The following is a 21,707-nucleotide window of genomic DNA, read 5'->3' as shown; positions in this document are numbered from 1 at the left end:
AGTGGCATGCGAGCCAGTTGCCGAGTTTCCTGCTCCCATACGGCCTCCTTAGTACTCACGCGCCCCACATCTCCGGCAAGAATGTGAATCCTTAGTTGAGTATACGGAGCCATGTAGGCAGTGTCAACACGAAAAACCCCGCTACAGCACGGATTTTTGCCTCTGGGCGCTCATGAGAAGGGCTTTACTGACGAGCTGTCGGGAGGGCGCAGAGTGCGTTCATGTGCGGAGATTTCATCTTTCGCATCTGTCTGGGCCAAAGCGGCACCAGAACTCATTTCTGCCCAAGCTGACGCCCACCTTTAAGACGCATGAAGGATAGTTCAAGCCCTTCTCATGCGCCCCCTCAGGCGTCTGGGGTGCCCTGGGCGTGGAGGTATCGCAGCCGGTTCCAGCGTTGCCGAACACTGCGCTCCCAGCCTCCTGGATGCGGGCTATACAGCGTCAGGTGTACACCCGGCGGCAGAGACGCCTGGGCAACGCTGCCCTGCGGATCACCAGGGGAGTTGACGTGCTTCTGGCCGTGGCCCTAGTTTCTCGCCGTAGCCCTAGGCCCGCATCAGGCCGGTGGAGGCATTGCAAACGTGCAGCGGCACCGGCAGGCTTTCCTGCCCGCACACGGCGCCCAGCGCGGCGTTCCGGGCCAGGTAGACGCTGCTGCTCTGGGGCTTGGGCTGCTCTGGAGCTTGGGCGAAACCGGCTCTTCATCAGCGTTGCTGAGACAACTGCTCCATGCCGCTGCTCTATGCCGCTGCTCCATGCTGCTGCTCTATGCTGCGCCCCAATGACGCCTGATGCCCAGCCTTCGCCTGCCCAGCCGACCCGCGCCGCCCAGCCGGACGCCATCGCCCAGCGCTACATCCGGCTCGCCCACGCCCTGGACGCGCACTCGCCCGGCTATATCGACGGCTACGGTGGTCCCGCCGAACTCGCGGACCGGAGCCTGCGCCCGCTGAGCGAGATGCGCACCGAGGTCCAGCGGCTGATTGCGGATGTGCAGGTTGCAGATGTGCGAGGCGCCGAGCTGCCCGCGCCGCGCCGGGGGTTCCTGCTGGCGCAACTGGGCGCCATGGACGTGCTGTGCCGCATCCTGGGCGGCGAACAACTCCCTTACGCCGAGGAGGTGCGTGGCCTCTACGGTACGGAACCGCTGCGCACGGAGCGCTCCAGCCTGGACGCTGCCCGCGCCGAGCTGGACGCCGCCCTGCCCGGCCACGGCGACCTGAGTGAGCGAGAGGAAGCCGTGCGAAGGCGGGTCACGGTGCCACCTGCCGAGCTGCTGCGCGTCACGGCGCCGATTCTGGCAGAGCTACGCCGCCGCACGGACCAGCGTTTTGGACTGCCGGGCGGTGAAGACTTCAGCACCGAGTTGGTGACCGGGCAACCCTGGAGCGGCTACAACTGGCCGCTGGGCAACCTGCGCAGCCGCATCGACATCAACACCGATCTGCCGATCTGCCTGACCGGCCTGCCGGACCTGATGGCCCACGAGGGCTACCCCGGCCACCACACCGAGCACGCCACCAAGGAAGCCCGACTGGTGCGCGAATTCGGCTGGTTCGAGCACAGCGTCCAGCTCATCAACGCCCCGGAGTGCCTGGTCAGCGAGGGCGTCGCCGTGAACGCGCTGAGTGCCGTGATGACGCCCGCCGAAGTCGGCGAGTGGCTGCGCGGCGAGCTGGCGACCCTGGCGCACATCGACCCGGAGGCCGTGGAGGCGGCGCTCCGGCTGGCCCGTGCCCACGAGGGGCTGAGCGGCGTTTCCGGCCAGGCGGCGCTGATGCTGCACGAGGGCGGCGCCCCGGAGCGCGAGGTGCTGGACTTTTTGCGCCATTACAACGCCAGCAGCGAGGCGCGGGCGCGCAAACGCCTGGCCTTCATCTCACAGCCGACCTTCCGGGCGTACATCTTCAATTACAGCGCGGGGGGCAAGCTGATTCGGGAAGCGCTGGAGCGCGGCGCCGTGACCTTCGGGCAACTGCTGCGCGAGCCGCTCACCCCGGCAGAATTGGCCCCGGCAGAATTGGCCCCGAATGACCTCAGCGCCTGAGTTCAACGGCGCGTGAACCGGCTGACCGTGAAGCTCGCGCCGCCGTCGGCGATGTTGACCAATCTCAGTTCACTGGCGTAGCTCAGCGGATAACCTTCGCGGGCGTAACGGACCCCCAGTTCGGAGCAGGGCTCGCGGCGGGCGTAGGCGACGCCCTGCTGAACGAACTCGAAGAGTTTTTCGACGGTGGCCGTGGCCGCGTACGGCGAGGCGCCGCCCGGCACCGACTCCGTGAGGCTGACTTTGCCGCCCACGCCGACGGTGATGCGCGTCTTGGGAAACCTCACCGGCTGGGCGATCTGATCGAAATCAAAGCTGTAGGCGCGGATGCCGGACGCGCTCCAGCGCCTCCTGGCGGCGGCCAGGTCGCGGGCGAGCGCGGCGGGCGAGGGCTGGACGAAGCCGGGGACGCAGCGGCTGCCAGAGACCGGCTGAGCGCCGGGCAGCGTAGGTAGCGTGGGAATAAGCCGGGGTCCGGCGCCGCCTGCCAGCGAGAACGAGGTGAGAAGGATCGGTACGGTCAGGAGGAGGCGTAGCGCTGTCATGACCTGACCCTAACGGTGGTGGATGATGCTCGGCTGATAAAAGACCTTCAGGGGACCGGAGGGTTCTCCAATTTGCTGAAATTCGCAATGCTCCAACCACCGAAGCCATCAGCTACCCCCAGTAGGGCGATACCCCCGCCACTGTCCTTCGGATGACCGTCCACCAAGTCATAGTCCACAGTCATAGTCCACATCGAGGAACGGGCAGGGAGCGGTCTGCACCCAGGCGATGTCTTGCTCGATGTCACCGAAGTGGTCATCAATCGTCTTGCCTTCTTCTATGATGATATTCGCTGGATAATAGGCAGCTTTCTCCACTCGGCTCACCTTACTGTCGGTGACCGTGATTTTTGCTGAAAGGAATGGGCCGGGCGGAGCAGACCGAAAAATCTGATAGCTGTACGTTTGAATGCCCGCCGATTTCCAGCGCTGCCGGGCCGCCGCCAGTTTGCTGTTGAGGGCGACGATATCGGGCTGGATATATGACGGTTGACAGGGGGTTGCTTTCACCTCCGGCTTCACCTGAGAGACAACCGAGTAACCCAAGGACCAACGCCGGGCACCGAAGAAAGGTGGGCATAGTGACAGTGTATCTGGCGCGGCGCTGACCTGCACACTTGTCGTCGCGCCCGGCGTAGCCTGAGCACATGACCACCGCATCCGCCCCGCTCGATCTGGGCTACTCGTTTTGCCCGAACGACACCTTCATTTTTTACGCGCTGGCGCATGGCAAGGTGGCGGCGCCGGTGCCCGTGCGAGAGGTGCTCGAAGACGTGCAGACCCTCAACGAATGGGCGCGCGCGGGCAAGCTGCCGATGACCAAGATCAGCTACCGGGCCTACTTCTCGGTGATGGACGAGTACGTGGCCCTGCGCAGCGGCGGAGCCCTGGGACGCGGCGTGGGGCCGCTGATCGTGGCCCGTCCAACCGCTGATGGGTCGGAGCAAGGTGACCTGAACGGCAAGACCGTCCTCTCCCCTGGCGCACTGACCACCGCCGAGCTGCTGCTGAGGATCGTCTACCCCGACGTGAACGTGATCCGGGTGCGCTACGACGAGGTGATGCCCGCCGTGCAGCGCGGCGAGTACGCGGGCGAGCCGGTCCACGCCGGGCTGATTATCCACGAGTCGCGCTTCACCTATCCGCAGCACGGGCTGATCAAGCTCATGGACCTGGGAGAGTGGTGGGAAACGGAGACCGGCCTGCCGCTGCCGCTGGGCGCCATCCTGGTGCGCCGAGGGCTGGACCCGGCGACGCAGTGGGCGCTGAATCAGGCGGTGCGGGCCAGCCTGGACTACGCCTACGCCCACCCCGACGAGCCCAGAGCCTACATCCGCCGTCACGCGCTGGAGATGGACGAGGCCGTGATGCAGGCGCACATCGACCTCTACGTCAACGCCATGAGCCTGGACCTGGGGGACGAGGGTGAGCGGGCCGTGCGCGAATTGCACCGCCGGGCCGTGGCGGCGGGCGCGGCGCCGGACACCGGGTTGCCGCTGTTCGTGGCCGCGTTACCGTGAGGCCAGCCTGAGACGGGATTGGACAGATGCCCTAACATGGCGGCATGAAACCGCAACAGGTCGAAGCCCAGCTCGTGCGGGTGCTCACTGACGCCATCGGGGGCCTCAGCGATCCCCGCGTACCGATGATCGTCACCGTCGAGAGTGTCAGCCTGACGCCCGATTTCGCCCAGGCCCGCGTTTACGTCTCGTCGATGGGCGAGATGCAGCCGCTACTCGACGCCCTGCACAACGCCCGTGGCCACCTTCAGCGCGAGGTCGCCAGCGTGGTCAAGCTGCGCCGCACGCCACTGCTGGACTTCTACGCCGCCGATGACCGCAAGTGGTAGCTCGGTTGGAGTTCGGGGGGTGACGCCCAGCCTCCAGACAGAAATTCGGGTGCGGTACGCCGAAACCGACGCGATGGCCGTCGCCCACCACGCCAATTACCCGATCTGGTTCGAGGTGGGCCGCAGCGACCTGATGCGCTCGCTGGGCTTGCCGTACACCGAGGTCGAGGCGCAGGGCTTTTTCTTCATGCTCTCCAAGCTGGAAGTCTCGTACCGCGCCGCCGCCCGCTACGACGAGCTGCTGACGCTGCATACCAGTATCGGAGCCGTGCAGTCGCGGGCCGTGATGTTCGAGTACGTGCTCCGGCGCGGTGAAACCTTGATCGCTTTCGGCAGCACCCACCATGTCAACACCGACAAAAACTACCGCGTCGCCCGTATTCCGGACGAAGTGATGCGGCTGCTGCGCGGCGAGTAACGGTCATGCCCGCCTTCACCCACGCCATCGGCTTCGACGACGTTCCGTTTGGGCGCCAGCACCGGGGCGACGTGCGGATCATCGGCACCGTCTGGGCCAGGACCACGCTGCACGGCGTCGTGTCGGGCAAGGTGCGGCGCGACGGGCGCAACTCGACCTCCGAGCTGGCCCGGCTGACCGGCGAGTCGCTGTTCCGGCCCCACCTGCACCTGATTTTATTGCAGGGCGTGGCGCTGGCAGGCTTCAACGTGGTGGACGCCTACCAACTGAGCGAGGTTACAAGGTTGCCGGTGCTGATCGTCGCCCGCCGCGAGCCGAACATGGACCGCATCCGCGCCGCCTTGCTGGAGCAGGTGCCGGGTGGCAAACGCAAGTGGAAATTGATTGAGAAGTTAGGACCGATGGAGCCGCTGCGCGAGGTCTGGGTCCAGCGGGTGAACATCAGCGAGAAGGACGCGGGCGTGGCGCTGCATCACCTGACGCTGACCGGCAACATTCCGGAGCCGCTCAGGTCGGCGCACCTGATCGCGGGCGGCGTGGGCACGGGGCACAGCCGGGGGCGGACGTGATGATGGTCACCTCAGCCCAGCTCGGCGTAGACCTCTCGGTACTCCCGTTCGAGACTGATCAGCCAGGGCAGAGCAGCGCTTTGGGCGAGCTTCGGCCCACCGGCAGCGGCGATGATTCCGGCCAGGTGCGGCGGCGGGGACGACGCCAGATAAGCCAGCGCCCGCAGCGCCTCCAGGGCGGCAGCCGAGCGTTTCAACTCCCGCCAGCGCTGACGGGCTTCTTCCGGTGTACGGTTGCGCCAGACGGCCTCCACGAACTCGCGGAAGAGTTCCAAGTGCTTCGAGCGCTCGGCGGAGGCGAAATACACTTCCCGGAAGTCGTAAAAAAACCTGGTTCAGCCAGTCCAGGGGACCGAGTTCCGCAACCCCGCCTGACAGGAGTCGCAGTTCTTCCGCCAGCGCCACGGGTACGTCCGGCGAGGAACCCAGCAGCGAGAATAGGGCCTGAAGCTCCTGCCCGGCCCGCGCAGCCGAGGTGTCCACGCGGCGGTGCCAGCGCTCGGCGGCCTGTTTGGGTGTCTGGCCACTCCAGACCTCACGCAGCAGAACGCGCACTGTTTCGAGATCACGCTCTTCGTTTGTCACGTCTTTACTTTTCTACATTCAGCTCCACTTTATAGTTCCCGCGTCTCGTTTCGTTCACCACGCGCTTGAAGTCGATGCGGCCTAACCCCTCGGCGGCCAGACTGTCGCCTTCCCGGATCTCGGCGCTGGCGCGGGCGACCTGGCCATTCAATCTGACCTTGCCGGTTTCCACGCCCTGCTGGAAGTAGGCGCGGCTCACCCCGAAGCCCTTGGCGCCCACCACGTCGATGCGCATGCTCGGCACCACGACCTCGCGGACCTTGGCGCCCCGCCCGGCACTCTCGCCGATGTCCTCCACATCCACCTCGCGCCCGCCCAGCACGGTCAGCCCAGCGAGTTCCCTGGCGGCCTTGCCGGTGGCGGCGACCAGGAAGGTGCCGCGCTCCTCGCGCACGTCGCCGAGGCCGTCTTCGGGCAACTCGGCCCGGCGCAGGGCCACAGCGAAGTCCTGGAGGTCCCAGCCGGGCGTCTGGGAGGTCACGCGAAACACGCTCACGCCGCTGTCCACGCTGGGAACATGGGCCGGATGCAGTGTCAGAATCACGCGCCGGGCGTCGGGGAAGCCGCCCGCGATCAGGGACCCAATCTCGTCGTTGTGCAGCAGTCGCCGGTCAATCGAGTCGGCCTCGATAAAGGCGCTGCGAACCACCCGCCCGCCCGCCGCCTGGGCGACGAGGGTCTGGAGCTTGAAAGCGGGCGGCGGGGTCTGCTTCTGAGTCATGTGGAGCAGGATAGCGCGGACCAAATGGCAACGAGAAAGCGGGGAGTGGATCAGAGCAGTACTCCGGATTACGCCACGAGGAAAACAGCCTCCCAGCGCCTCCATTCTGCGCCTTGCTCAGTCAACACTACTCGCTCCGCTCGGTCATAAAAAGGGTCTTTTTATGACATCTGCTCTAGACCTTGGTCTTTGCCCACTCCCCACCAGCGCAGCCGCGCCCCACATCCCAGCTCAGCTCTTCTTCTTGTCCTGCTGGAGCCGCTGCTGCTCGGCGGCCTGTTTGGCGGCGGCTTCCAGCACGGCGCGGAAACCGGGCTTGACAGGTGCGGCGGCCTTGCTGGGCTTGCCGCTGGGCTCCACCGTGACCGTTTTGGCCATGCTGACCTTCGCCGTACCGACCTTGGCGGTGGTCCCCTTGGTCATGTTGACCTTGCCGCCCGCCGCACCTGCGCCGCCCGTCGCCAGCTTCTTCTCGACTTTCTGGAGGCCGGTGGACATCTGGGTCTCGACCTGCTTGTTGATCAGGTACTGCTGGCCAGTGCCGATCAGCGTGCCGATGATCCAGTAGAGCGTCACGCCCGCCGGGAAGGTCAGGGCGAAGTAGGCGAAAAACAGGTACATCACGGCCTGCTGGCGAAACATCTGCGGCGCCTTGCGGGTCGAAACATAGAGCTGCAAGATATTGGCGGCCACGTACAGCACGCCCAGAATCCAGAACGGATCAGGGATGGACAGGTCGGGCAGCCAGCCCAGGCCCTGATCGAACTCGAAGTTGCGGATGGTGCCGTAGAGGACCACCAGAATCGGCAGCGGAATGAACATGCTCAGGCAGCCGACCGGGTTGACCTCGTACTCGCGGTACAGGCGCATGGTCTCGGCCTGGAGCTTGGCGGGGTCGTCTTTGTACCTGGCCTGCAACTCTTTTTGCAGCGGCTGGACCATCTGCATCTTGGCGGTGGTGCGGCCCTGCGCCTGCATCAGCGGCCAGATCACCAGCCTGAGCACCACCGTCAACACCAGGATGGTCAGGCCCCAGTTGCCCAGGAACGAATACAGCCAGGCCATGAACTTGGCGATATACAGGCTGATGTAGCCGAAGATGTTCGGCGCGAACACGCCCGGCAACTCGGTGTAGCCGCCCTGGTACAAGTGGATCAGCTCGTTTTTGCCGCCGTAGATATCCAACGCCAGCGGCCCGGTGGCGTTCACGCTGAGGCTGGCATTGGCGCCGCCCAGGGTGGTGACGCTGAAGGGAGTCTGGGCTGCTGGGGTCTGGGCTGCTGGGGTCTGGGCTGCCGCAGCGTTGGTTATGGAAGCGCCCGCACCTGCGCCGCCCTGACCGCCCTGTTGCGGGCGAATCAGCAGCGCGGCGCTGGTCTGCGAGTTGTGAAACAGTCCGGCGGCGGGCGACTGAATCGCGGCGTAGCTGACCTTCTCGGTGGTGCCCGCATTCAGAACGGGCGTGGCCGCGCCCGACGGCAGCGCCTTGATGGCGGGGTCGCCCTCACGCGCCAGGCCCGCGAAGTTGAGTTTGTAGGTGGCCGCGCCCGCCACGTTCACGTCGGCCTGAATGGTGAACTGCCGGGGATGCACCACCACCGTCTTGGTGACGGTGGCGCCGCCCTGGGTGTAGATGAACACGGCGCTCAGGCGGTTTTGACCCAGTTCGGTTTTGGTTGTGGGCGGCTGGACCTGCCGGGTTGCCGAGGCGTCCGCGCCGCCCAGCACCACTTCCAGGCCCTTGCGCCCACTGACCAGCAGCGGCTTGTTGTCGGGGCCGTTCTTGACGCCGAGCAGGTTGGTGACCAGCGAGCCCTTGAGCCCGTCGAAGTTATAGCTGCCGCCCTGGCCCTGCTTGACGAGCTGCGAGCCGGGGTTGACCTTGACGTACCAGCCGATGATCTCGCCCTGCGAGTTGAAGGCGATGTCGGCGAGGTTGGTCTGGGCGATCAGGTCGGGTTTCTTGTCGCCGTCGAAGTCGGCCTGAATCCAACCGGCTTGCAGCACGTGCCCGAACTGGCCGGGCTGCCCGACACCACAGCCGGAGAGCAGCAGTGCCAGCAAGCCGAGGGTCGAGCCGAGAATCCATTTGCGGGCGCCGGGGCGCGGGGGCTTGGTCATAGGGTTCACTGTGTATGGGCCTCTGGGTACCGGAAGGTGGGGGGCGGCGGGCGCTGGCGGGTCCCTACACCATACGGTGAGAGCCGGGGTGCAGTTGCCCCGGAGGTGAGTACAGCGAGCTAAGTATCTCCTTGTAAAGCTTTAGCTTTACCGAGCGGGAGGAGTGGCGTGCCCAGGCGCGTCCGTTCACGACGAAGAGCGAGTGAGGAAGAAAGTATGTCCTGGCGGGAGTGGAGGGATGAAGCGCTGTTTGCGGAAGCCCGAAATGTTAGCAAGGACATACTTAGGCGCCTGGTTTGCCGGGCCTCAGCCGCCCCGGAAAGTGCTCCGGCACCGGGTCGAAGCCGCCCTTGTTGAGCGGCTGGCAGCGGGCGATTCGCCAGGTCGCCAGCCAGGCCCCCTTGAGCGCCCCGTGCCGCTCGATGGCCTCCAGGGCGTACTGGCTGCAAGTGGGGGTAAAGCGGCAGGTCGGTGTCCCCTTGAGCGGCGAGAGGCGGCGCTGATAGCCGCGCACGGCCAGCACGAGAACCCTCGCCGGGGCGCTCACGAGCTGGCTCTGGGGACGCCCGGCTTCTTCTTTCTGGCCTTGAAATCGCCCGCCAGCGCCCTGCCCAGCGCCGACTGCAACTCGGCGAACGGCACGCTCAGCACCGCAGGCGTGGGGTAGATGGTGGCCCGGCAGGCGGGCAGCGTGGGCAGGGTCCGCAGCGCCTCACGAATCCGGCGCCGCACCCGGTTGCGCTTGACCGCCAGCTTGAGGGTCTTCTTGGGCACCACGATCCCGATGATGGCGCGGGGAAGCCAGACCTCACCGTAACGGGGGCGGTAATCGGTGACGCGCAGGGTAAACAGCGGCCCGCGCACCACCTGACCGTGGGCGCGGACCTTGCGAAACTCCTTCTCGCCCCGCAGAGACGTGAGCGCCACCACAAGGCGAGTTGCCGGAGCGGTGGCGCTCTGCGTCGACATAAGCGGGTGAGCTTATTCGTCGGAAACGGTGAGCTGGTGGCGACCCTTGGCGCGGCGACGGGCCAGCACGGCGCGGCCATTGGCCGTCTTCATGCGGGCGCGGAAGCCGTGGGTCTTGGCGCGCTTGCGGTTGTTGGGTTGGTAGGTACGCTTCATGGACTTCTCCTCACTCGGCTGAACGACTCGGCTGAACTGAACTCGGCTGAACTGACTGCTGGCCCTCAACTTGCCAGACAGCACAACTCGCCCGTTTATGGGCAAACTAGGGGAGTGTAGCACAGGGGGGGAAGGAGTGAAATGGGGGCAAGGCACACCTGGTGGGCGCGGGTCAGCGCGGGATTGAGACAGTGGTTGAACCCAACCCGGATGGCAGCCCAAGCCCATTCAGGCCGCGCCATGCAAGCTGCTACCCCCGCCGGACGCCCCCATCACCCGCTTCCTCCCTACTGACATTTTGTCACCCTCTGATGTACGCTTGTGGCGAGGCTCACGTTAGCCGCCGCCCTCCCACTTACGAGGTGAAGCATGTCCGCACCGTATACCAACCCTGATCTGCTCGGAGACTCCGCGTCGTGGTCGTCGTTTATCTGGATCTCGTTCATCACCAGTATCAGCCTGATGCTGGGGGGCATCTGGTTTTTGCCCGTCGACTGGTGGATTCGCGGCTACCTCTACATGGGCACCCTATTCCTGACGGCCAGCACCCTGACGCTCTCCAAGAGCCTGCGCGACAAGCATGAATACACCAGGTTCGTCAACCGGGTCAAGAACGCCCGCACCGAGCAGGTGCTCAGCCAGTTCGACAAAAGCTGAGCGGCTACTGGGCTCAGCCCTCGTCGCCCGCCCGCAGCCAGGGCGCACACAGCCGGGTGACCAGCGGCATGGCGGTGTAGGTCATCACCAGCACGACGATGGCGGCGCTCAGCAGGGTTCGCAGCGGCAGCGGCCAGTGACCGAGCCCAGGCGCCACCAGCGCGGCAAAACTCAGGCTGATCGGGTAGAGGGTCGCCAGGGTCAGCAGGGTCATCTTCCAGCGCCTGGGCTGGCGCAGCAGCGGGCTGCCGGGCGGCGTGAACCAGAATTCCAGGCCCGGCTGCTGCTCGATGGGCGTTTCGAAGTCGGTGATGGGGGCCACGCGGCCCAGCCACTCGGCCCGCACGGGGGAATGCTGCCAGGCGGCGGCAGCCTCGGCGCTGCCGAAGCGGGCCATGATGGTGTAGTCGCGCCCACCCGGCACCGGGCGCACCACGCCGATGCCCCGGTGGCCCGACGCGCTCTCCAGCAGCCCGACCAGCTCGCGCAGGCTGGTTTCAAAGGCGGCTTCCTGACCCTGGCGCGGGCGGCGGCGCAGCGTGAGGGTGACCGGATCGGCCTGCTGCTCGCTCATGTGCGCTCTGGACCGGTTTGTTCTGGACTGGTCTGAACTGGAGCAGGCTTGCGCGGCCAGGTCATCAGGCCCACGCCGCCGACGATGATGACCAGCGCCAGGTAGCCGAGGGTGCCCAGGTGTTCGCCGCCGATTCCGACGCCGATCAGCACGGCCACCAGCGGATTGACGTAGGCGTAGCTGGTCGCCAGGACCGCTCTGGTGTGCATCACCAGGTAGGTGTAGGCGCTGTAGGCCAGCAGACTGCCGACACTGGTGAGGTACAGCAGCGCCCACAGGCTGGCCGGGGTGGGCGTGCGCCAGGGCTCGCGCAGCAGCGCACTCAGCAGCAGCATGAAGCCGCCGCCGAGCACCATCTGGGCGGCGCTGTTCATCAGGCCACCGGGCAGCGGCAGGTGGCGCGACCACTGGCTGCCGAAGGTCCAGCACAGCGGGGCGAGCAGCAGCAAAGCGGCGGCCAGCGGCGTGGCGTGCAGCTCGGAGACGTTCAGCAGCACAATGCCGATCAGCCCGACCCCGATGCCCAGCCACTCGCGCCCGCCGGTCTGTTCGCCCCAGAAGCGCCCGATCAGCGCGGCGAACAGCGGGCTGACGGCGATCATCATGGCCGCCACCGAACTGCTGGCCTCACGCTCGGCCAGCGTGACCAGGCCGGTGCCGCCGAACAGCATCAGCAGGCCGATCACGCCGCTCAGGCGCCAGCCCTGGCGGGTGGGGGCCGCCACCCCGCGCAGCCGCAGCACGGCGTACAAAATCACCCCGGCGACCAGGAAGCGCAGGCCCAGCATCCCCATCGGCGGAATGCTGCCAATGGCGACCCGGATGGCGTAGTAGGTGCTGCCCCACACCAGATAGACCGTCAGCAGCGAGAGCAGGATCAGCAACGGGGTGGAGGTTGGGGCGGCGGGCGCGAGTTTGGTGGTCATGAAGGGAACGTCACCGGGTCATGCTAGAGGCTGGGGCAGGCGCAGTGCCGGGCCAGGCGCACAAAGCAGCGGGGCGGAAGCCGGTGATGGCTCCGCCCCGAAAAACGTCAACGTCAGTAGTTGTTGAAAAACACTCGTGAAACGACGTTGAGCCGCAATCCAGATGGTGCCGAGGAATCGTTCTCGATCTGCACGGTATGAATGAGCCCCTCCCCGGCGTCGCCCTGATAGGTGAGACCAGGAGCGCTGACACCGTCCTTGAGGCACTGAAAGGTCAACGTCAGCCGCCCATTGCGATAAGCGTCTAGACCCAGATAACTGTCCCTGCCAGCCAGCACTGCGGTATTGGGATTGCCACCTGCGGCAAAGCTAAACCGGCCCACTTCGCGACGTTGACCCTCGGCGTAGACGGTCAAAATTCCGGTCACACTCTTTTCCGGTGCGCTCAACAACACCTGATCGCATATACCGGATACGTAGGTGTCGATGATGACCTGCGAGGGGCTGGGCGGCGGCGGATTGCCGGGGCACGCTGTTAAGGAGAGCGTTAGACAGAGCAAAATTGCAAAGTAAGCTGGCCTAATCATAGTTTCACCACCTCAGATCTTCGCCTTCAATCTTTATTCAGAGCAAATGCCACTTTTAAACCAGAATCCGCACTGCCGTCGCCATCAACAGTAAGCCTATATTCTTTACTCGTCACTGTTACGGAGTTGAATACATAGACACTTTTCGCTTCGAGTCCATTAAAACATTGTAGCTTCAAGTCAAGAATCATGGCTGCGTCTACAAATATGCCGACGCCGGAATAAATATCATCGTGATCTAGTGTAGCTTCATTCGCTTCAAAATATTGAAATTTGCCGACAGTGATATATTCATCGCCCGATTTATAGACAAGACTACCACCGAGTTCAGATTTCCCTGTCGTCAACTTTACCTTTGTGCAAACGCCGTTTCCACGGTAATCAATGCTCAGAGACGAGGGAGCGGGGGATGGGATGCCTCCTATGATGCACCCGCTCAGAAAGAGGGGCAAAGCCGTCAACAGAACAACGCTGAGCTGAGTTCGTCTGGATGGAGTTTGCACGCTGATCCTCCATTAAAAAACGTATGCCGACACTGGGCCAAATATGTTTCAGATTAGCTTAATTTAGGCTCAGAACACAATCGGCTTGACGCCCACGCTGCCAGCCCCGCAGGCCACCGTCAGCACCTTGCCGTTGGGCGTGGACGTGCAGCCCAGGGCGCCCAGCGCCGAAAAGGGCAGCAGCAGGTTCCTGCCGTCCGAGGCGGGCGCCAGCGGCAGTTCGACGCTGCCGCTGGTGCCTGAGCTGGCGCCGGTCTTGCCCGCCGTGACGGTCAGGGGCTGCTGACCGCTGCGCTCCAACTTGAACTGGCCCCCGCTCAGGGCCGTGACGTTGACCAGGCCCTTGAGGTCGCTGCCGAGCAGGTACAGCTCACCCTTGACGACGCCCGCCGGGGTAGCGGGGCGCTTGCCAGCACTCTGGGCGGCCACCGGAGCGGGGGTATCCACCACCACCAGCGTCTCCTTGGGCGAAATTTGGGCCAGCAGCACCAGCGCCAGCGTTTTGCCGGAGGTGACCGCCAGACTGCTGGCCTGACCCGTCATCTTCCATTCACCGGCCCGCGCGCCGAGCTTGGTTTTAATGAGGGGCCGCAGCGCCGGGGCGGTGTTCTGGGCGTACAGACACAGTGCGCCCGCGCTGAGCTTGAGGGTCCGTGGGCAGCCCACCAGACGGCCCCCCACCACGCCGCTGACCTCGATGCCCAGGGCCGAGGCGGCGTTGCTGGGCACGCTCAGGCGCACCGGGGTTTGCGGAGCAGCGGGCGCCGCAGGGGACGGCACCGGAGCAGGGACAGCAGCGGGCACCGGGGTGGCGGGCGTGGCGCTCTGGGCCGCACTCAGGCCGGAGGTGAGCAGCGCGGCGCAGACCAGCGCAACCTTGAGGTGGGGAGCTTTGGACATGGCACGTATCCTAGCGGGCAGACATGAGCGTCCCCTTTAGCGTTGAGTCAGCTTGACCCAGATTTGTGAGCATGCGCTGCGCTAGGCTACAAAAATGGCCCTGAACGGCGGCTACACCTACCGCGAGCAGATCGGCCCGGCCCAGCGGGGACAGCGCGTGCTGGACTACCTCAGCGGGCGCTACGCCCACTCGGACAGCGGCACCTGGCAGGCCCGGCTCGACCTGGGTGAAGTGACGGTGAACGGCCTGCGGGCCAGCGGCGGCGAACGGCTCCGGCCCGGCCAGACGGTGAGCTGGCAACGCCCGCCCTGGCAAGAGGAAATGGTGCCGCTGCGTTTTGGGCTGCTCCACCAGGACGCCGAGCTGCTGGCCGTCGCCAAGCCGGGTGGGCTGCCGACGCTGCCGGGAGGCGGCTTTCTGACCCATACCCTGCTGCATCTGGTGCGCCAGCAGTTTCCGGAGGCCAGCCCCCTGCACCGGCTGGGGCGCGGCACCTCCGGGCTGGTGCTGTTCGCCCGCACGCCAGCCAGCGCCGCCTCGCTCTCAGCAGCCTGGCGCGAGCATCAGGTCGGCAAGCGCTACCTGGCGCTGGGTGAGGGGCGAGCCCACCAGGACGAGTACGACATCCGCGCCGCGATTGGCCCGGTGCCGCATCCGCGTCTGGGCGAGGTCTGGGCCGCCAGCCCGACTGGCAAGCCCTCACACAGCCGGGCACGGGTGCTGGAGCGCCGCGAAGTACAGACGCTCTTCGAGGTGGACATCCGCACCGGGCGCCCGCACCAGATTCGCATTCACCTCGCCTGGGCCGGACACCCGCTCGTCGGCGATCCGCTCTACGGAGTCGGTGGCCTGCCGCTCTCAGAACTGCCCGGCCTGCCCGGCGACGGCGGCTACTGGCTGCACTCGCACCGATTGCACTTCCGGCATCCGGGCAGTGGCCAGACGCTGGAGCTGGTCGCCCCGCCCCCGCCGGAGCTGGAACGAAGTGAGCCGGGGTAAGGGGAAAGTGCTGGACTCGGATATTTTTACTCCATTCGCCTGAACATCCTGGTCATGCTGAGCGCAGCGAAGGATCTCGCTGAAGATAAGCTCCTTCGCTGCGCTCAGCATGACAAGCTGGTAGGTTCTGGATGTTCGTCCAACCGAAGGTCAACGATGAGCTGACTCACCCCACCTGCCCGTTGCCGAACTCCAGCGGCGCGTGACCGGGCGCCACTTTATCGGCGAACTCGTTCAGGCCCAGGCGGTCCGGCGCCTCCAGGTGGTAGCGGAAGTTCCAGAGGTAGTGCTGCACGACCCGTTCGGGCAGTCCCAGACGGGCGGCGTGGCGCTGCGCTACCTCACCCAGATGGCCGATGCCCCGGCGCCGGGCGACCCGCATGGCCTGGAGGAGCGCGTGGGGCGGCGGCGCGTCCTTGCGGTAGGCCCAGACGGCAAAGGCGAAGGGATGCCCGGTCAGGCCGAACCAGCGCTGGGCCAGGTCGGTGACGGTGACGCCGTGCCTGGCGTGCGGCAGGTCGAGCATGCTGACCTCCTCGCCGATGGGACCGACGACCTCGTACCACTCGCGCAGAGCGTCGTCACCGATGCGGAGCACACCGTCGTAGCCGGAGTCCAGCAGGGCCAGGGCCGAGCCCTCCGCCCGTTCCAGCTTGGCCTGCACGCCGGTTTCGCGCAGCAGCACTTCGAGCAGGGCCACGCTGGTGGCACTCTGGGCGGTCAGGGCGATGCGGCCCCCGCGCAGCTCGGCCCAGGGTCTGCGGTGAAACAGATTCACGCTGTAGACCGGCCCCAGCACGCTCACCGAGAAGTCGGGCAGGGCGGCGAGCCGGTCGGCGTTGCGAATAAACTCCACGCCGCTGATGTTGGCCATGTTGACCCGGCCAGACAGCAGCGCGGCGTTCATCTCGGTGGGCACGCCCCTGATGACCTCCACGCCGCTCGGTATCTCCAGGTAATCGAGAATCGGGGCGACGTTGGTGTAGTAGATCAGGCCGATGGGGTAGGGTTGTTTGGGCTCGCTCACGCCACCACCTGCACGCAGACGGCCTTCCACTGGCTGCCCCAGCGGGCGTAGACGCGCAGGAAGCTCTGGACGTGTACGCCGTCCACACCGAGGCTGCCGCGCGTGACCGCCACCGCGCCGTAGAGCCTGGCCGCGTGGCGCGTGAAGGTCAGCGCCTCGTCCGGGTAGGTGCCCAGCGCCATCAGCAGCGTCCGCTTGTCTACCACCTGGCCGTCCGGCAGGAACCCGGTCCAATCGTTCGCCAGAATCTCGGCGAGCGCGTGGACGTTGCGGGCCTGGTAGGCGGCGTTCCAGGCGTCGTCGAGAATCAGCACGGCGTTGAGGGTCAGGAAATCGTCGAGACCGTCGATGGTGGGGGGCAGATATTGAGCGGCGGGGCTGTCCAGACCGAATTCACCGGACAGCAGAGAATTCAGGGGCTGTTCACCGGAAGACATGGATGGATCACCTCCGCTCATCTGCCCCGCACCTTAGCGCAAACCCGAATCGAGCAAGATCAGTCAGCGGCCACATCTGAACGCGCCGGGTAAACTTCCAGTTCGTTGTAATAGGCGTCGCGCAGCACCGGTACGCGCCCGGCCTGCTGAATCATGCGGATCATCCGCGCCTTGCTCAGCCCCAGCGGACTGGTCGCCCCGGCAGCGTGGGCGATGTGCTCCTCTACGATGGTGCCGTCCACGTCGGAGACGCCCCAGTCCAGGCTCACCTGGGTCAGCTCCGAGCCGATCATGACCCAGTAGCCCTTGATGTGCGGAAAATTATCGAGGTAGATGCGCGAGACCGCCAGGTTGCGCAGATCGTCCAGGCCGGTGGTGTAGTCGGTCTTGCCGAGGTTCTGCGCTAATGAATTGCCCATCGGCTGAAAGGCCAGCGGGATGAAGGCGTGGAAGCCGCCGGTTTCAGACTGCAAGTTTCGCAGGCGGTCCATGTGGTCCAGCCGCTCCTCCAGCGTTTCGATGTGGCCGTAGAGCATGGTGGCGTTGGTCCGCATGCCCAGCCCGTGCGCCTCACGGTGAATCTGAAGCCACTTGTCGGCCTTCACTTTATTCTTGGCGACCTGAAGCCGCACCCGGTCCGCGAAGATCTCGGCGCCGCCGCCCGGCATGGCGCTCAGGCCCGCCTCCATCAGCTCGCGCAGCACGTCGAGGGTCGGTTTCTTACTGATTTTGCTCAGGTGCTCGATCTCGGCGGCGGTGAAGGCCTTGACCTGCAAGTCGGGAAAGTTGGCCTTGAGCTGCCGCACCATATTGGGGTAAAAGCTCCAGGGCCGGTTGGGATGGTGCCCGCTGGACATGTGCAGCTCAGTGAGGCCCGGTTCGTAGCGGCTGCGGACGTGCTCGACCACCGCCGCCTCGTCGTAGTCCCAGGCGCGGTCCTCACCCTTGTGGGCGGCGAAGGCGCAGAAGGTGCAGCCCACGTAGCAGATGTTGGTGAATTCCAGGCGCATCGAATGCACGAAGTAGGTCTTGTCGCCGTGCAGCCGCTCGCGCACGAGGTTGGACAATCTCATCAGGGCGTTGAGATCGGGGGTGTGATACAGCGTCATACCCTCGGCGAAGCTCAGCCGCTCGCCCGCTTGCACCTTGGCGATGACGGGCGTGAGGGCGGGGTCACGGGTGATAATCATGGAGGTAGTTTACGCCCAGCGGGGTGGGGAAAAGTCCCAGATCGGGGCAGTGGGGAGTGGGAGGTGGGGAGTGGGTTAAGGGCGGGGGCGGCGGTCGTCGGGGGCGGCGCCGAAACCGGGGAAAAGATCGGCCAGGACGTGGTAGCCCTCGGTATGGCGGCCTCTGCTGTCGTGAAGCTGGATGCTCAGCGTTTCCTGATCGTAGCCTTCCAGTTTCACCACGCTGGCCTGGCCTGTGCTCAGACGACGTTCGTACTCGCGCAGAAAGTCTTCGAGCGAGTTCGCCAGCACGTATTTCTTCTCCTCGTCGCGCCCGAAGGTGATGACCTGCCCGACGGTTCCAGCAGGGCCAGGGTTGAAATCCACACCCACGTAATTCCCACCCCAATCCTCCAGAAAGCCGAGCCAACCGGGTGTGCTGTAGCGCTGCTGAATTGCCCCGGCTGGAAACGACCCGGCATCAAGGTCGAGTTCCTCGGGCCAGTCGGCGGCGACATCCTGCCAGGTATTCCAGGCGAACTGTACGTGAGCCAGCCGCACAAGCCCTAGCCCGAACGAGGCAATCCCTCCTCCGTCGCCGTCGTGCCACTTGTACAGCGTGCGAAACGCTTCCGGCAATTTCAGCTTGGTCTTCTGCTCCAGCGCGTCCAGCTCGGCGTCGGTGACTCCGGGGCGGAGCGTGGCGTGGATGGCCGGAACGTTCACCAGATACCAGGCGTCGATCTGTGCCAATACGTCGGTCAGCGGAGTATCTGCGTCGGTCATCTCCCCTTCTCCAGTCTCGCCTTCACCCCCGGCCATTCGTCGTCCGTGATGCTGAACATCACCGTGTCGCGCGCACTTCCGTCCATGCGGACCATGTGCTTGCGGAGTACGCCTTCGCGCACCGCGCCCAGGGCCGCAATCGCCATCTGAGACCGGACATTCACCAGGTCGGTCTTGATCTCGACCCGGCACATCCCCATCACCTCGAAGGCGTGGGTCAGTTGCAGCAGCTTGAAGGTGCGGTTGGCGGCGGTGCGCATGAACGGGGGCGCCAGCCAGGTGCTGCCGATCTCCAGACGCCTGTGGGCCGGTCGCAGCTCCATGTAGCGGGTGCTTCCGGCATATTCGCCGCCCACCAGCGAGACGAAATGCATCTGGTCGGGCGCGTCCGCGTAGAAGGCGGGCAGGGTCGGTGAAACGCCCATCTGAACGTACTCGGCGGCGTGACGCCCGGCCAGCGCCAGCAGGTGCTGGGTGTCAGCTTCAACCAGGGCGCGGAGCTGATAGGCGCCGTGCGTGAGCAGCAGGTCATGGTGCATGCAGGCAGTATGGAGCGTACCCCTGACGTGAAGCGAGGTCGTCTGATGTCAGGGCCGAAGCTGACGGGGCGCTGCGTCAAGGCTCAACAGGCCACGTTCAGAAGGCCACGCTGGCGAGCACCTTGCCGAACAGGGCGTCGATTTTGGCGAACTCGGCGCTGGGCGCGGTGAGCTGGAAGCTGTAGAAGTTGCGCACGCCGTTGCCGAACCACACCCGCATGTTCAGGGCGCCGGGCTTGGCTCCGGTGATGGCGTAGACCCGCTCGGTGCCCGCCACGCCGCCGTAGCGGGCCGGGCGCTGGCTTTGCAGCTTGAGGCTGGCGCCGGCTTCCCTGACGGTGGCCTCGAAGTTCCTGAATTCGGTATCCAGGTTGAGCAGCTTGCCGTTCTTGGGCAAAAACAGCAATCTCATCAGCGGCGCTCCGGCCTGCGCACGGCTCACGATGGTCACGCCGCCGAGGTTGTCTTTGAGGTTGACCCCGACCCAGGTTCTGGGCAGGCTGACGGTGAACGGCAGTCGGGCGTCCTTGACGCGCACCAGCGGCACGCTGCCAGGATCGGCAGGCGCGGTCTGGGCCAGGGCCGGAGCGAGCGTGAGGGCGATCAGGGCCAGGCCCGGACGAAACGAAATCATGGCCGTATGCTAGCCGCCGAACGTGAGGTGTGCGCTGGGCAAACCTGATGACATGCCGGGGAAGCGGGGCCTTGCTGAAGCGGCAGGGCGGCGCCGACTCGCCCGGCCAGGTATCATGCGCGGGTGCAACACGCCCCGTTCACGGCCCTGGCCCGCGTTTACGACGCCATCATGGCCGATATCGAATATGACGCCTGGGCCGAGTTCATCCTCAGCTACGCCACCGACCAGGGCCTGAACATCCGCACCGCGCTGGACCTGGCCTGCGGCACGGGTGGGCTGACCCGCGAGCTGCACGCTGCCGGAATCGGCGTCACCGGGCTGGACGGCAGCGCCGAGATGCTGCGCGTGGCCGCCGAACGCCTGCCGGACGTGAAATTTATAGCGGGCGACCTGCGCGACTTTGAGCTGACCTCCGAATTGTCCGGGTCTGGCCCACTCACCTTCGACCTGGTGAGCTGCGTGTTCGACAGCTACAACAACCTGTTGGGAGACGGCGACCTGGGCCGGGCACTGAGCCGCGCTTACCGGGCGCTGAACCCCGGCGGACTGCTGGCCTTCGATGTCAATACCCGCACCGGCGTGCGCGAGCTCTGGGAGGGCGACAGCATCGAGGGTGTGGAGCCGCTGCCGGACGGCGCCGAGGTGCATTACCACTGGTCGCACACCTACGACGCGGCGCGTGACCTGGGCGTGGTGCAGGCGTTCTGCCGCCTGATTCCCGGTGAGCACAGCGACCTCGCCGAGCTGGCCGAGGAATTCACCGAGTTGCACTTTGAGCGCGGCTACGACCCCGCCGACCTGGGACCGCTGCTGCGCGGCGCCGGTTTTGCGAGCTGGGAAATTCTGGAATACCCCGATTACGCGCCGCCGCCGCCTGACTCGTCCCGCGTCTGGGTCTTTGCCCGGCGCGGCCCGGAGTCGGTGCGTCCAGAGTCGGTGCATCCGGAGTTGGGGAATTCAGACCTGGGCAGTGCCGAACTGGACAGTGCAGAACTGGACAGTGCCGAACCGGGACGGCAGCCGTGAACCTGGCGGTGCTCGGCGCGGGCGGCTGGGGCACGGCGCTGGCCGTCAGCCTGGCGGGCCACCAGGCCGGAGTGAAGCTGTGGGCGCGGCGCGAGGACCTGGCCGCCGAACTGCGCCGGGGCCGGGTCAACACCGCTTACCTGCCGGGCGTGCCTCTCCCTGAGAATATCGAGATCACCAGCGATCTGACGCGAGCCCTGGACGGTGCAGGCGCCGCGCTGCTGGCGGTCCCCAGCGTGGGGATGCAGGCGCTGCTCTCGGCGCTGCCCCGCGACCTGGCGGTGGTGCTGTGCGCCAAGGGGCTGGCACCCGGCGGCGAGCGCCTGAGCGTGCTGGCAAGCAGTCTGGGGTTTTCGCGCCTGGCGGTGCTCAGCGGCCCCAACCACGCCGAGGAGATCGGGCGCGGCCTGCCTGCGGCCACGGTGGTCGCCAGCCAGGACGCCGAGCTGGCCCGCGCCGTACAGGACGCGCTGATGACCCCCAGCCTGCGGGTCTACACCAGCAGCGACGTGCCGGGCGTGGAACTCGGCGGCGTGCTCAAGAACGTGGTGGCCGTCGCCGCTGGCCTGGGCGACGGCCTGCGCCTGGGCGACAACGCCCGCGCCAGCGTGATGACCCGTGGCCTGCGCGAGATGGCGCGGTATCTGGCCTCGCAGGGTGCGGCGCCCGATACCGTCTACGGCCTCAGCGGCCTGGGCGATCTGGTCGCCACCGCCACCAGCAGGCATTCGCGCAACCGGGCGGCGGGCGAGGCGCTGGCACGCGGCGAACCCACCGCCCAGGGTGAGAAGGTGGTTGAGGGCCTGCGCACCGCCGGATTGCTGGCCGCCTGGGCACAGGCGCAGGGCTTCGAGTTGCCCATCGTGCAGGGGGTGGCGGCGGTGGCGAGCGGCCAGCTCACCGCCCAGGCGGCCCTGAGCGCCCTGATGAGCCGGGGTGCCAGGCCGGAGGACGAT

The 21,707-nt window shown here is 66.0% G+C and carries 28 protein-coding genes; 9 read left to right on the top strand and 19 right to left on the bottom strand.

The features are described from left to right. Window positions 1–784: 784 nt before the first annotated feature. Entirely contained in the window at window positions 785–2,050 is a 1,266-nt protein-coding gene (locus tag Q0R23_RS12225) for a hypothetical protein (RefSeq protein WP_293913414.1), read from the top strand. 2 nt (window positions 2,051–2,052) lie between these two features. On the opposite strand, the gene Q0R23_RS12220 is transcribed toward Q0R23_RS12225, so the two are convergent. Together Q0R23_RS12220 and Q0R23_RS12215 are read right to left on the bottom strand one after the other, a co-directional pair. Then, window positions 2,053–2,595, bottom strand: a complete 543-nt coding sequence (locus Q0R23_RS12220) for a DUF6174 domain-containing protein (RefSeq protein ID WP_293913412.1) — start codon at window positions 2,593–2,595, stop codon at window positions 2,053–2,055. A gap of 168 nt (window positions 2,596–2,763) precedes the next feature. Beyond that, window positions 2,764–3,105, bottom strand: a complete 342-nt coding sequence (locus Q0R23_RS12215) for a DUF6174 domain-containing protein (RefSeq protein WP_293913410.1) — start codon at window positions 3,103–3,105, stop codon at window positions 2,764–2,766. A 137-nt stretch (window positions 3,106–3,242) separates the two neighbouring features. On the opposite strand from Q0R23_RS12215, the gene Q0R23_RS12210 reads away from it, so the two are divergent. The 4 genes from Q0R23_RS12210 to Q0R23_RS12195 are packed head-to-tail and all read left to right on the top strand — an operon-like array spanning window position 3,243 to window position 5,431. Next, a complete protein-coding gene (locus Q0R23_RS12210) occupies window positions 3,243–4,115 on the top strand; it encodes a 1,4-dihydroxy-6-naphthoate synthase (protein WP_293913408.1) in 873 nt (290 codons plus the stop codon). Window positions 4,116–4,159: 44 nt separating this feature from the next. Beyond that, complete coding sequence (locus Q0R23_RS12205; protein WP_293913407.1) at window positions 4,160–4,444, top strand: ribosome-binding factor A; 285 nt, start codon at window positions 4,160–4,162, stop codon at window positions 4,442–4,444. A 19-nt stretch (window positions 4,445–4,463) separates the two neighbouring features. Beyond that, a complete protein-coding gene (locus Q0R23_RS12200; RefSeq protein ID WP_366520431.1) occupies window positions 4,464–4,862 on the top strand; it encodes a thioesterase family protein in 399 nt (132 codons plus the stop codon). 5 nt (window positions 4,863–4,867) lie between these two features. Next, window positions 4,868–5,431: a DUF99 family protein gene (locus tag Q0R23_RS12195; RefSeq protein WP_293913404.1), complete on the top strand. Its 564-nt coding sequence runs from the start codon at window positions 4,868–4,870 to the stop codon at window positions 5,429–5,431. 11 nt (window positions 5,432–5,442) lie between these two features. On the opposite strand, the gene Q0R23_RS12190 is transcribed toward Q0R23_RS12195, so the two are convergent. The 6 genes from Q0R23_RS12190 to rpmH all read right to left on the bottom strand — a co-directional run bounded on the left by Q0R23_RS12190 (window position 5,443) and on the right by rpmH (window position 9,983). Further along, window positions 5,443–5,739 (bottom strand): hypothetical protein, encoded by a 297-nt coding sequence (locus tag Q0R23_RS12190; RefSeq protein ID WP_293913402.1) that lies wholly within the window; start codon window positions 5,737–5,739, stop codon window positions 5,443–5,445. Window positions 5,740–6,020: 281 nt separating this feature from the next. Next, window positions 6,021–6,737, bottom strand: coding sequence for a S4 domain-containing protein (locus Q0R23_RS12185; protein ID WP_293913401.1), 717 nt, complete (start codon window positions 6,735–6,737; stop codon window positions 6,021–6,023). A 231-nt stretch (window positions 6,738–6,968) separates the two neighbouring features. Continuing rightward, a complete protein-coding gene (yidC, locus tag Q0R23_RS12180) occupies window positions 6,969–8,858 on the bottom strand; it encodes a membrane protein insertase YidC (protein ID WP_293913400.1) in 1,890 nt (629 codons plus the stop codon). A 283-nt stretch (window positions 8,859–9,141) separates the two neighbouring features. Further along, the gene (yidD, locus tag Q0R23_RS12175; RefSeq protein ID WP_293913398.1) at window positions 9,142–9,405 is read right to left on the bottom strand and encodes a membrane protein insertion efficiency factor YidD; all 264 of its coding nucleotides are present in this window, start codon (window positions 9,403–9,405) and stop codon (window positions 9,142–9,144) included. After that, entirely contained in the window at window positions 9,402–9,827 is a 426-nt protein-coding gene (rnpA, locus tag Q0R23_RS12170; protein ID WP_293913396.1) for a ribonuclease P protein component, read from the bottom strand. Before rnpA ends, yidD begins: the two co-directional genes overlap by 4 nt. 12 nt (window positions 9,828–9,839) lie before the next feature. After that, window positions 9,840–9,983 carry a 50S ribosomal protein L34 gene (gene rpmH / locus Q0R23_RS12165; RefSeq protein ID WP_293913394.1) on the bottom strand — a complete coding sequence of 48 codons (144 nt, stop codon included), beginning with the start codon at window positions 9,981–9,983 and terminating at the stop codon, window positions 9,840–9,842. A 369-nt stretch (window positions 9,984–10,352) separates the two neighbouring features. Between rpmH and Q0R23_RS12160 the strand changes: the two genes are divergently transcribed. Next, complete coding sequence (locus Q0R23_RS12160) at window positions 10,353–10,640, top strand: YiaA/YiaB family inner membrane protein (RefSeq protein ID WP_293913392.1); 288 nt, start codon at window positions 10,353–10,355, stop codon at window positions 10,638–10,640. Window positions 10,641–10,653: 13 nt separating this feature from the next. Here Q0R23_RS12160 and Q0R23_RS12155 read toward each other — a convergent pair whose 3' ends face one another. The 5 genes from Q0R23_RS12155 to Q0R23_RS12135 form a co-directional block, all read right to left on the bottom strand. Continuing rightward, window positions 10,654–11,214: an antibiotic biosynthesis monooxygenase gene (locus tag Q0R23_RS12155; RefSeq protein WP_293913390.1), complete on the bottom strand. Its 561-nt coding sequence runs from the start codon at window positions 11,212–11,214 to the stop codon at window positions 10,654–10,656. After that, a complete protein-coding gene (yedA, locus tag Q0R23_RS12150; RefSeq protein ID WP_293913388.1) occupies window positions 11,211–12,140 on the bottom strand; it encodes a drug/metabolite exporter YedA in 930 nt (309 codons plus the stop codon). Before yedA ends, Q0R23_RS12155 begins: the two co-directional genes overlap by 4 nt. A gap of 113 nt (window positions 12,141–12,253) precedes the next feature. After that, window positions 12,254–12,727, bottom strand: coding sequence for a hypothetical protein (locus tag Q0R23_RS12145; RefSeq protein WP_293913387.1), 474 nt, complete (start codon window positions 12,725–12,727; stop codon window positions 12,254–12,256). Window positions 12,728–12,753: 26 nt separating this feature from the next. After that, window positions 12,754–13,230, bottom strand: a complete 477-nt coding sequence (locus tag Q0R23_RS12140; RefSeq protein WP_293913386.1) for a hypothetical protein — start codon at window positions 13,228–13,230, stop codon at window positions 12,754–12,756. A gap of 69 nt (window positions 13,231–13,299) precedes the next feature. Next, on the bottom strand, window positions 13,300–14,130 hold the full coding sequence (locus tag Q0R23_RS12135; RefSeq protein ID WP_293913385.1) for a hypothetical protein: 831 nt from the start codon (window positions 14,128–14,130) through the stop codon (window positions 13,300–13,302). Window positions 14,131–14,224: 94 nt separating this feature from the next. On the opposite strand from Q0R23_RS12135, the gene Q0R23_RS12130 reads away from it, so the two are divergent. Beyond that, window positions 14,225–15,130: an RluA family pseudouridine synthase gene (locus Q0R23_RS12130; RefSeq protein WP_293913383.1), complete on the top strand. Its 906-nt coding sequence runs from the start codon at window positions 14,225–14,227 to the stop codon at window positions 15,128–15,130. A gap of 166 nt (window positions 15,131–15,296) precedes the next feature. On the opposite strand, the gene Q0R23_RS12125 is transcribed toward Q0R23_RS12130, so the two are convergent. The 6 genes from Q0R23_RS12125 to Q0R23_RS12100 all read right to left on the bottom strand — a co-directional run bounded on the left by Q0R23_RS12125 (window position 15,297) and on the right by Q0R23_RS12100 (window position 19,722). Beyond that, window positions 15,297–16,157: a menaquinone biosynthesis protein gene (locus Q0R23_RS12125; RefSeq protein ID WP_293913381.1), complete on the bottom strand. Its 861-nt coding sequence runs from the start codon at window positions 16,155–16,157 to the stop codon at window positions 15,297–15,299. After that, window positions 16,154–16,594, bottom strand: coding sequence for a nuclear transport factor 2 family protein (locus Q0R23_RS12120; RefSeq protein WP_293913380.1), 441 nt, complete (start codon window positions 16,592–16,594; stop codon window positions 16,154–16,156). Before Q0R23_RS12120 ends, Q0R23_RS12125 begins: the two co-directional genes overlap by 4 nt. A 59-nt stretch (window positions 16,595–16,653) precedes the next feature. Then, entirely contained in the window at window positions 16,654–17,784 is a 1,131-nt protein-coding gene (mqnE, locus tag Q0R23_RS12115; RefSeq protein WP_293913378.1) for an aminofutalosine synthase MqnE, read from the bottom strand. A gap of 75 nt (window positions 17,785–17,859) precedes the next feature. Continuing rightward, a complete protein-coding gene (locus Q0R23_RS12110) occupies window positions 17,860–18,549 on the bottom strand; it encodes an SMI1/KNR4 family protein (protein WP_293913376.1) in 690 nt (229 codons plus the stop codon). Continuing rightward, a complete protein-coding gene (locus Q0R23_RS12105) occupies window positions 18,546–19,088 on the bottom strand; it encodes a GNAT family protein (protein ID WP_293913374.1) in 543 nt (180 codons plus the stop codon). Before Q0R23_RS12105 ends, Q0R23_RS12110 begins: the two co-directional genes overlap by 4 nt. 97 nt (window positions 19,089–19,185) lie before the next feature. Then, complete coding sequence (locus tag Q0R23_RS12100) at window positions 19,186–19,722, bottom strand: hypothetical protein (RefSeq protein WP_293913372.1); 537 nt, start codon at window positions 19,720–19,722, stop codon at window positions 19,186–19,188. 123 nt (window positions 19,723–19,845) lie between these two features. On the opposite strand from Q0R23_RS12100, the gene Q0R23_RS12095 reads away from it, so the two are divergent. Together Q0R23_RS12095 and Q0R23_RS12090 are read left to right on the top strand one after the other, a co-directional pair. After that, window positions 19,846–20,751 carry a class I SAM-dependent methyltransferase gene (locus Q0R23_RS12095; RefSeq protein WP_293913370.1) on the top strand — a complete coding sequence of 302 codons (906 nt, stop codon included), beginning with the start codon at window positions 19,846–19,848 and terminating at the stop codon, window positions 20,749–20,751. Next, on the top strand, window positions 20,748–21,707 hold a 960-nt coding region (locus tag Q0R23_RS12090; protein ID WP_293913368.1), incomplete at its 3' end, for an NAD(P)H-dependent glycerol-3-phosphate dehydrogenase. The genes Q0R23_RS12095 and Q0R23_RS12090, both read left to right, overlap by 4 nt.

Origin of the sequence: Deinococcus sp., from assembly GCF_025362455.1 — a bacterium.
Taxonomy (GTDB): domain Bacteria; phylum Deinococcota; class Deinococci; order Deinococcales; family Deinococcaceae; genus Deinococcus.
Note: the sequence above shows the minus strand (reverse complement) of the source record. Positions and strands in the feature narration are given on the sequence as shown.

Coding starts and splice junctions, on each gene's coding strand:
- Q0R23_RS12210 (WP_293913408.1), top strand. CDS start 3,243: ATGACCACCGCATCCGCCCCGCTCGATCTGGGCTACTCGTTTTGCCCG.
- Q0R23_RS12145 (WP_293913387.1), bottom strand. CDS start 12,727: ATGATTAGGCCAGCTTACTTTGCAATTTTGCTCTGTCTAACGCTCTCC.
- Q0R23_RS12220 (WP_293913412.1), bottom strand. CDS start 2,595: ATGACAGCGCTACGCCTCCTCCTGACCGTACCGATCCTTCTCACCTCG.
- rnpA (WP_293913396.1), bottom strand. CDS start 9,827: ATGTCGACGCAGAGCGCCACCGCTCCGGCAACTCGCCTTGTGGTGGCG.
- Q0R23_RS12120 (WP_293913380.1), bottom strand. CDS start 16,594: ATGTCTTCCGGTGAACAGCCCCTGAATTCTCTGCTGTCCGGTGAATTC.
- Q0R23_RS12135 (WP_293913385.1), bottom strand. CDS start 14,130: ATGTCCAAAGCTCCCCACCTCAAGGTTGCGCTGGTCTGCGCCGCGCTG.
- Q0R23_RS12130 (WP_293913383.1), top strand. CDS start 14,225: ATGGCCCTGAACGGCGGCTACACCTACCGCGAGCAGATCGGCCCGGCC.
- mqnE (WP_293913378.1), bottom strand. CDS start 17,784: ATGATTATCACCCGTGACCCCGCCCTCACGCCCGTCATCGCCAAGGTG.
- Q0R23_RS12225 (WP_293913414.1), top strand. CDS start 785: ATGACGCCTGATGCCCAGCCTTCGCCTGCCCAGCCGACCCGCGCCGCC.
- Q0R23_RS12100 (WP_293913372.1), bottom strand. CDS start 19,722: ATGATTTCGTTTCGTCCGGGCCTGGCCCTGATCGCCCTCACGCTCGCT.
- yedA (WP_293913388.1), bottom strand. CDS start 12,140: ATGACCACCAAACTCGCGCCCGCCGCCCCAACCTCCACCCCGTTGCTG.
- Q0R23_RS12110 (WP_293913376.1), bottom strand. CDS start 18,549: ATGACCGACGCAGATACTCCGCTGACCGACGTATTGGCACAGATCGAC.
- Q0R23_RS12160 (WP_293913392.1), top strand. CDS start 10,353: ATGTCCGCACCGTATACCAACCCTGATCTGCTCGGAGACTCCGCGTCG.
- Q0R23_RS12185 (WP_293913401.1), bottom strand. CDS start 6,737: ATGACTCAGAAGCAGACCCCGCCGCCCGCTTTCAAGCTCCAGACCCTC.
- Q0R23_RS12155 (WP_293913390.1), bottom strand. CDS start 11,214: ATGAGCGAGCAGCAGGCCGATCCGGTCACCCTCACGCTGCGCCGCCGC.
- yidC (WP_293913400.1), bottom strand. CDS start 8,858: ATGACCAAGCCCCCGCGCCCCGGCGCCCGCAAATGGATTCTCGGCTCG.
- Q0R23_RS12205 (WP_293913407.1), top strand. CDS start 4,160: ATGAAACCGCAACAGGTCGAAGCCCAGCTCGTGCGGGTGCTCACTGAC.
- Q0R23_RS12105 (WP_293913374.1), bottom strand. CDS start 19,088: ATGCACCATGACCTGCTGCTCACGCACGGCGCCTATCAGCTCCGCGCC.
- Q0R23_RS12195 (WP_293913404.1), top strand. CDS start 4,868: ATGCCCGCCTTCACCCACGCCATCGGCTTCGACGACGTTCCGTTTGGG.
- rpmH (WP_293913394.1), bottom strand. CDS start 9,983: ATGAAGCGTACCTACCAACCCAACAACCGCAAGCGCGCCAAGACCCAC.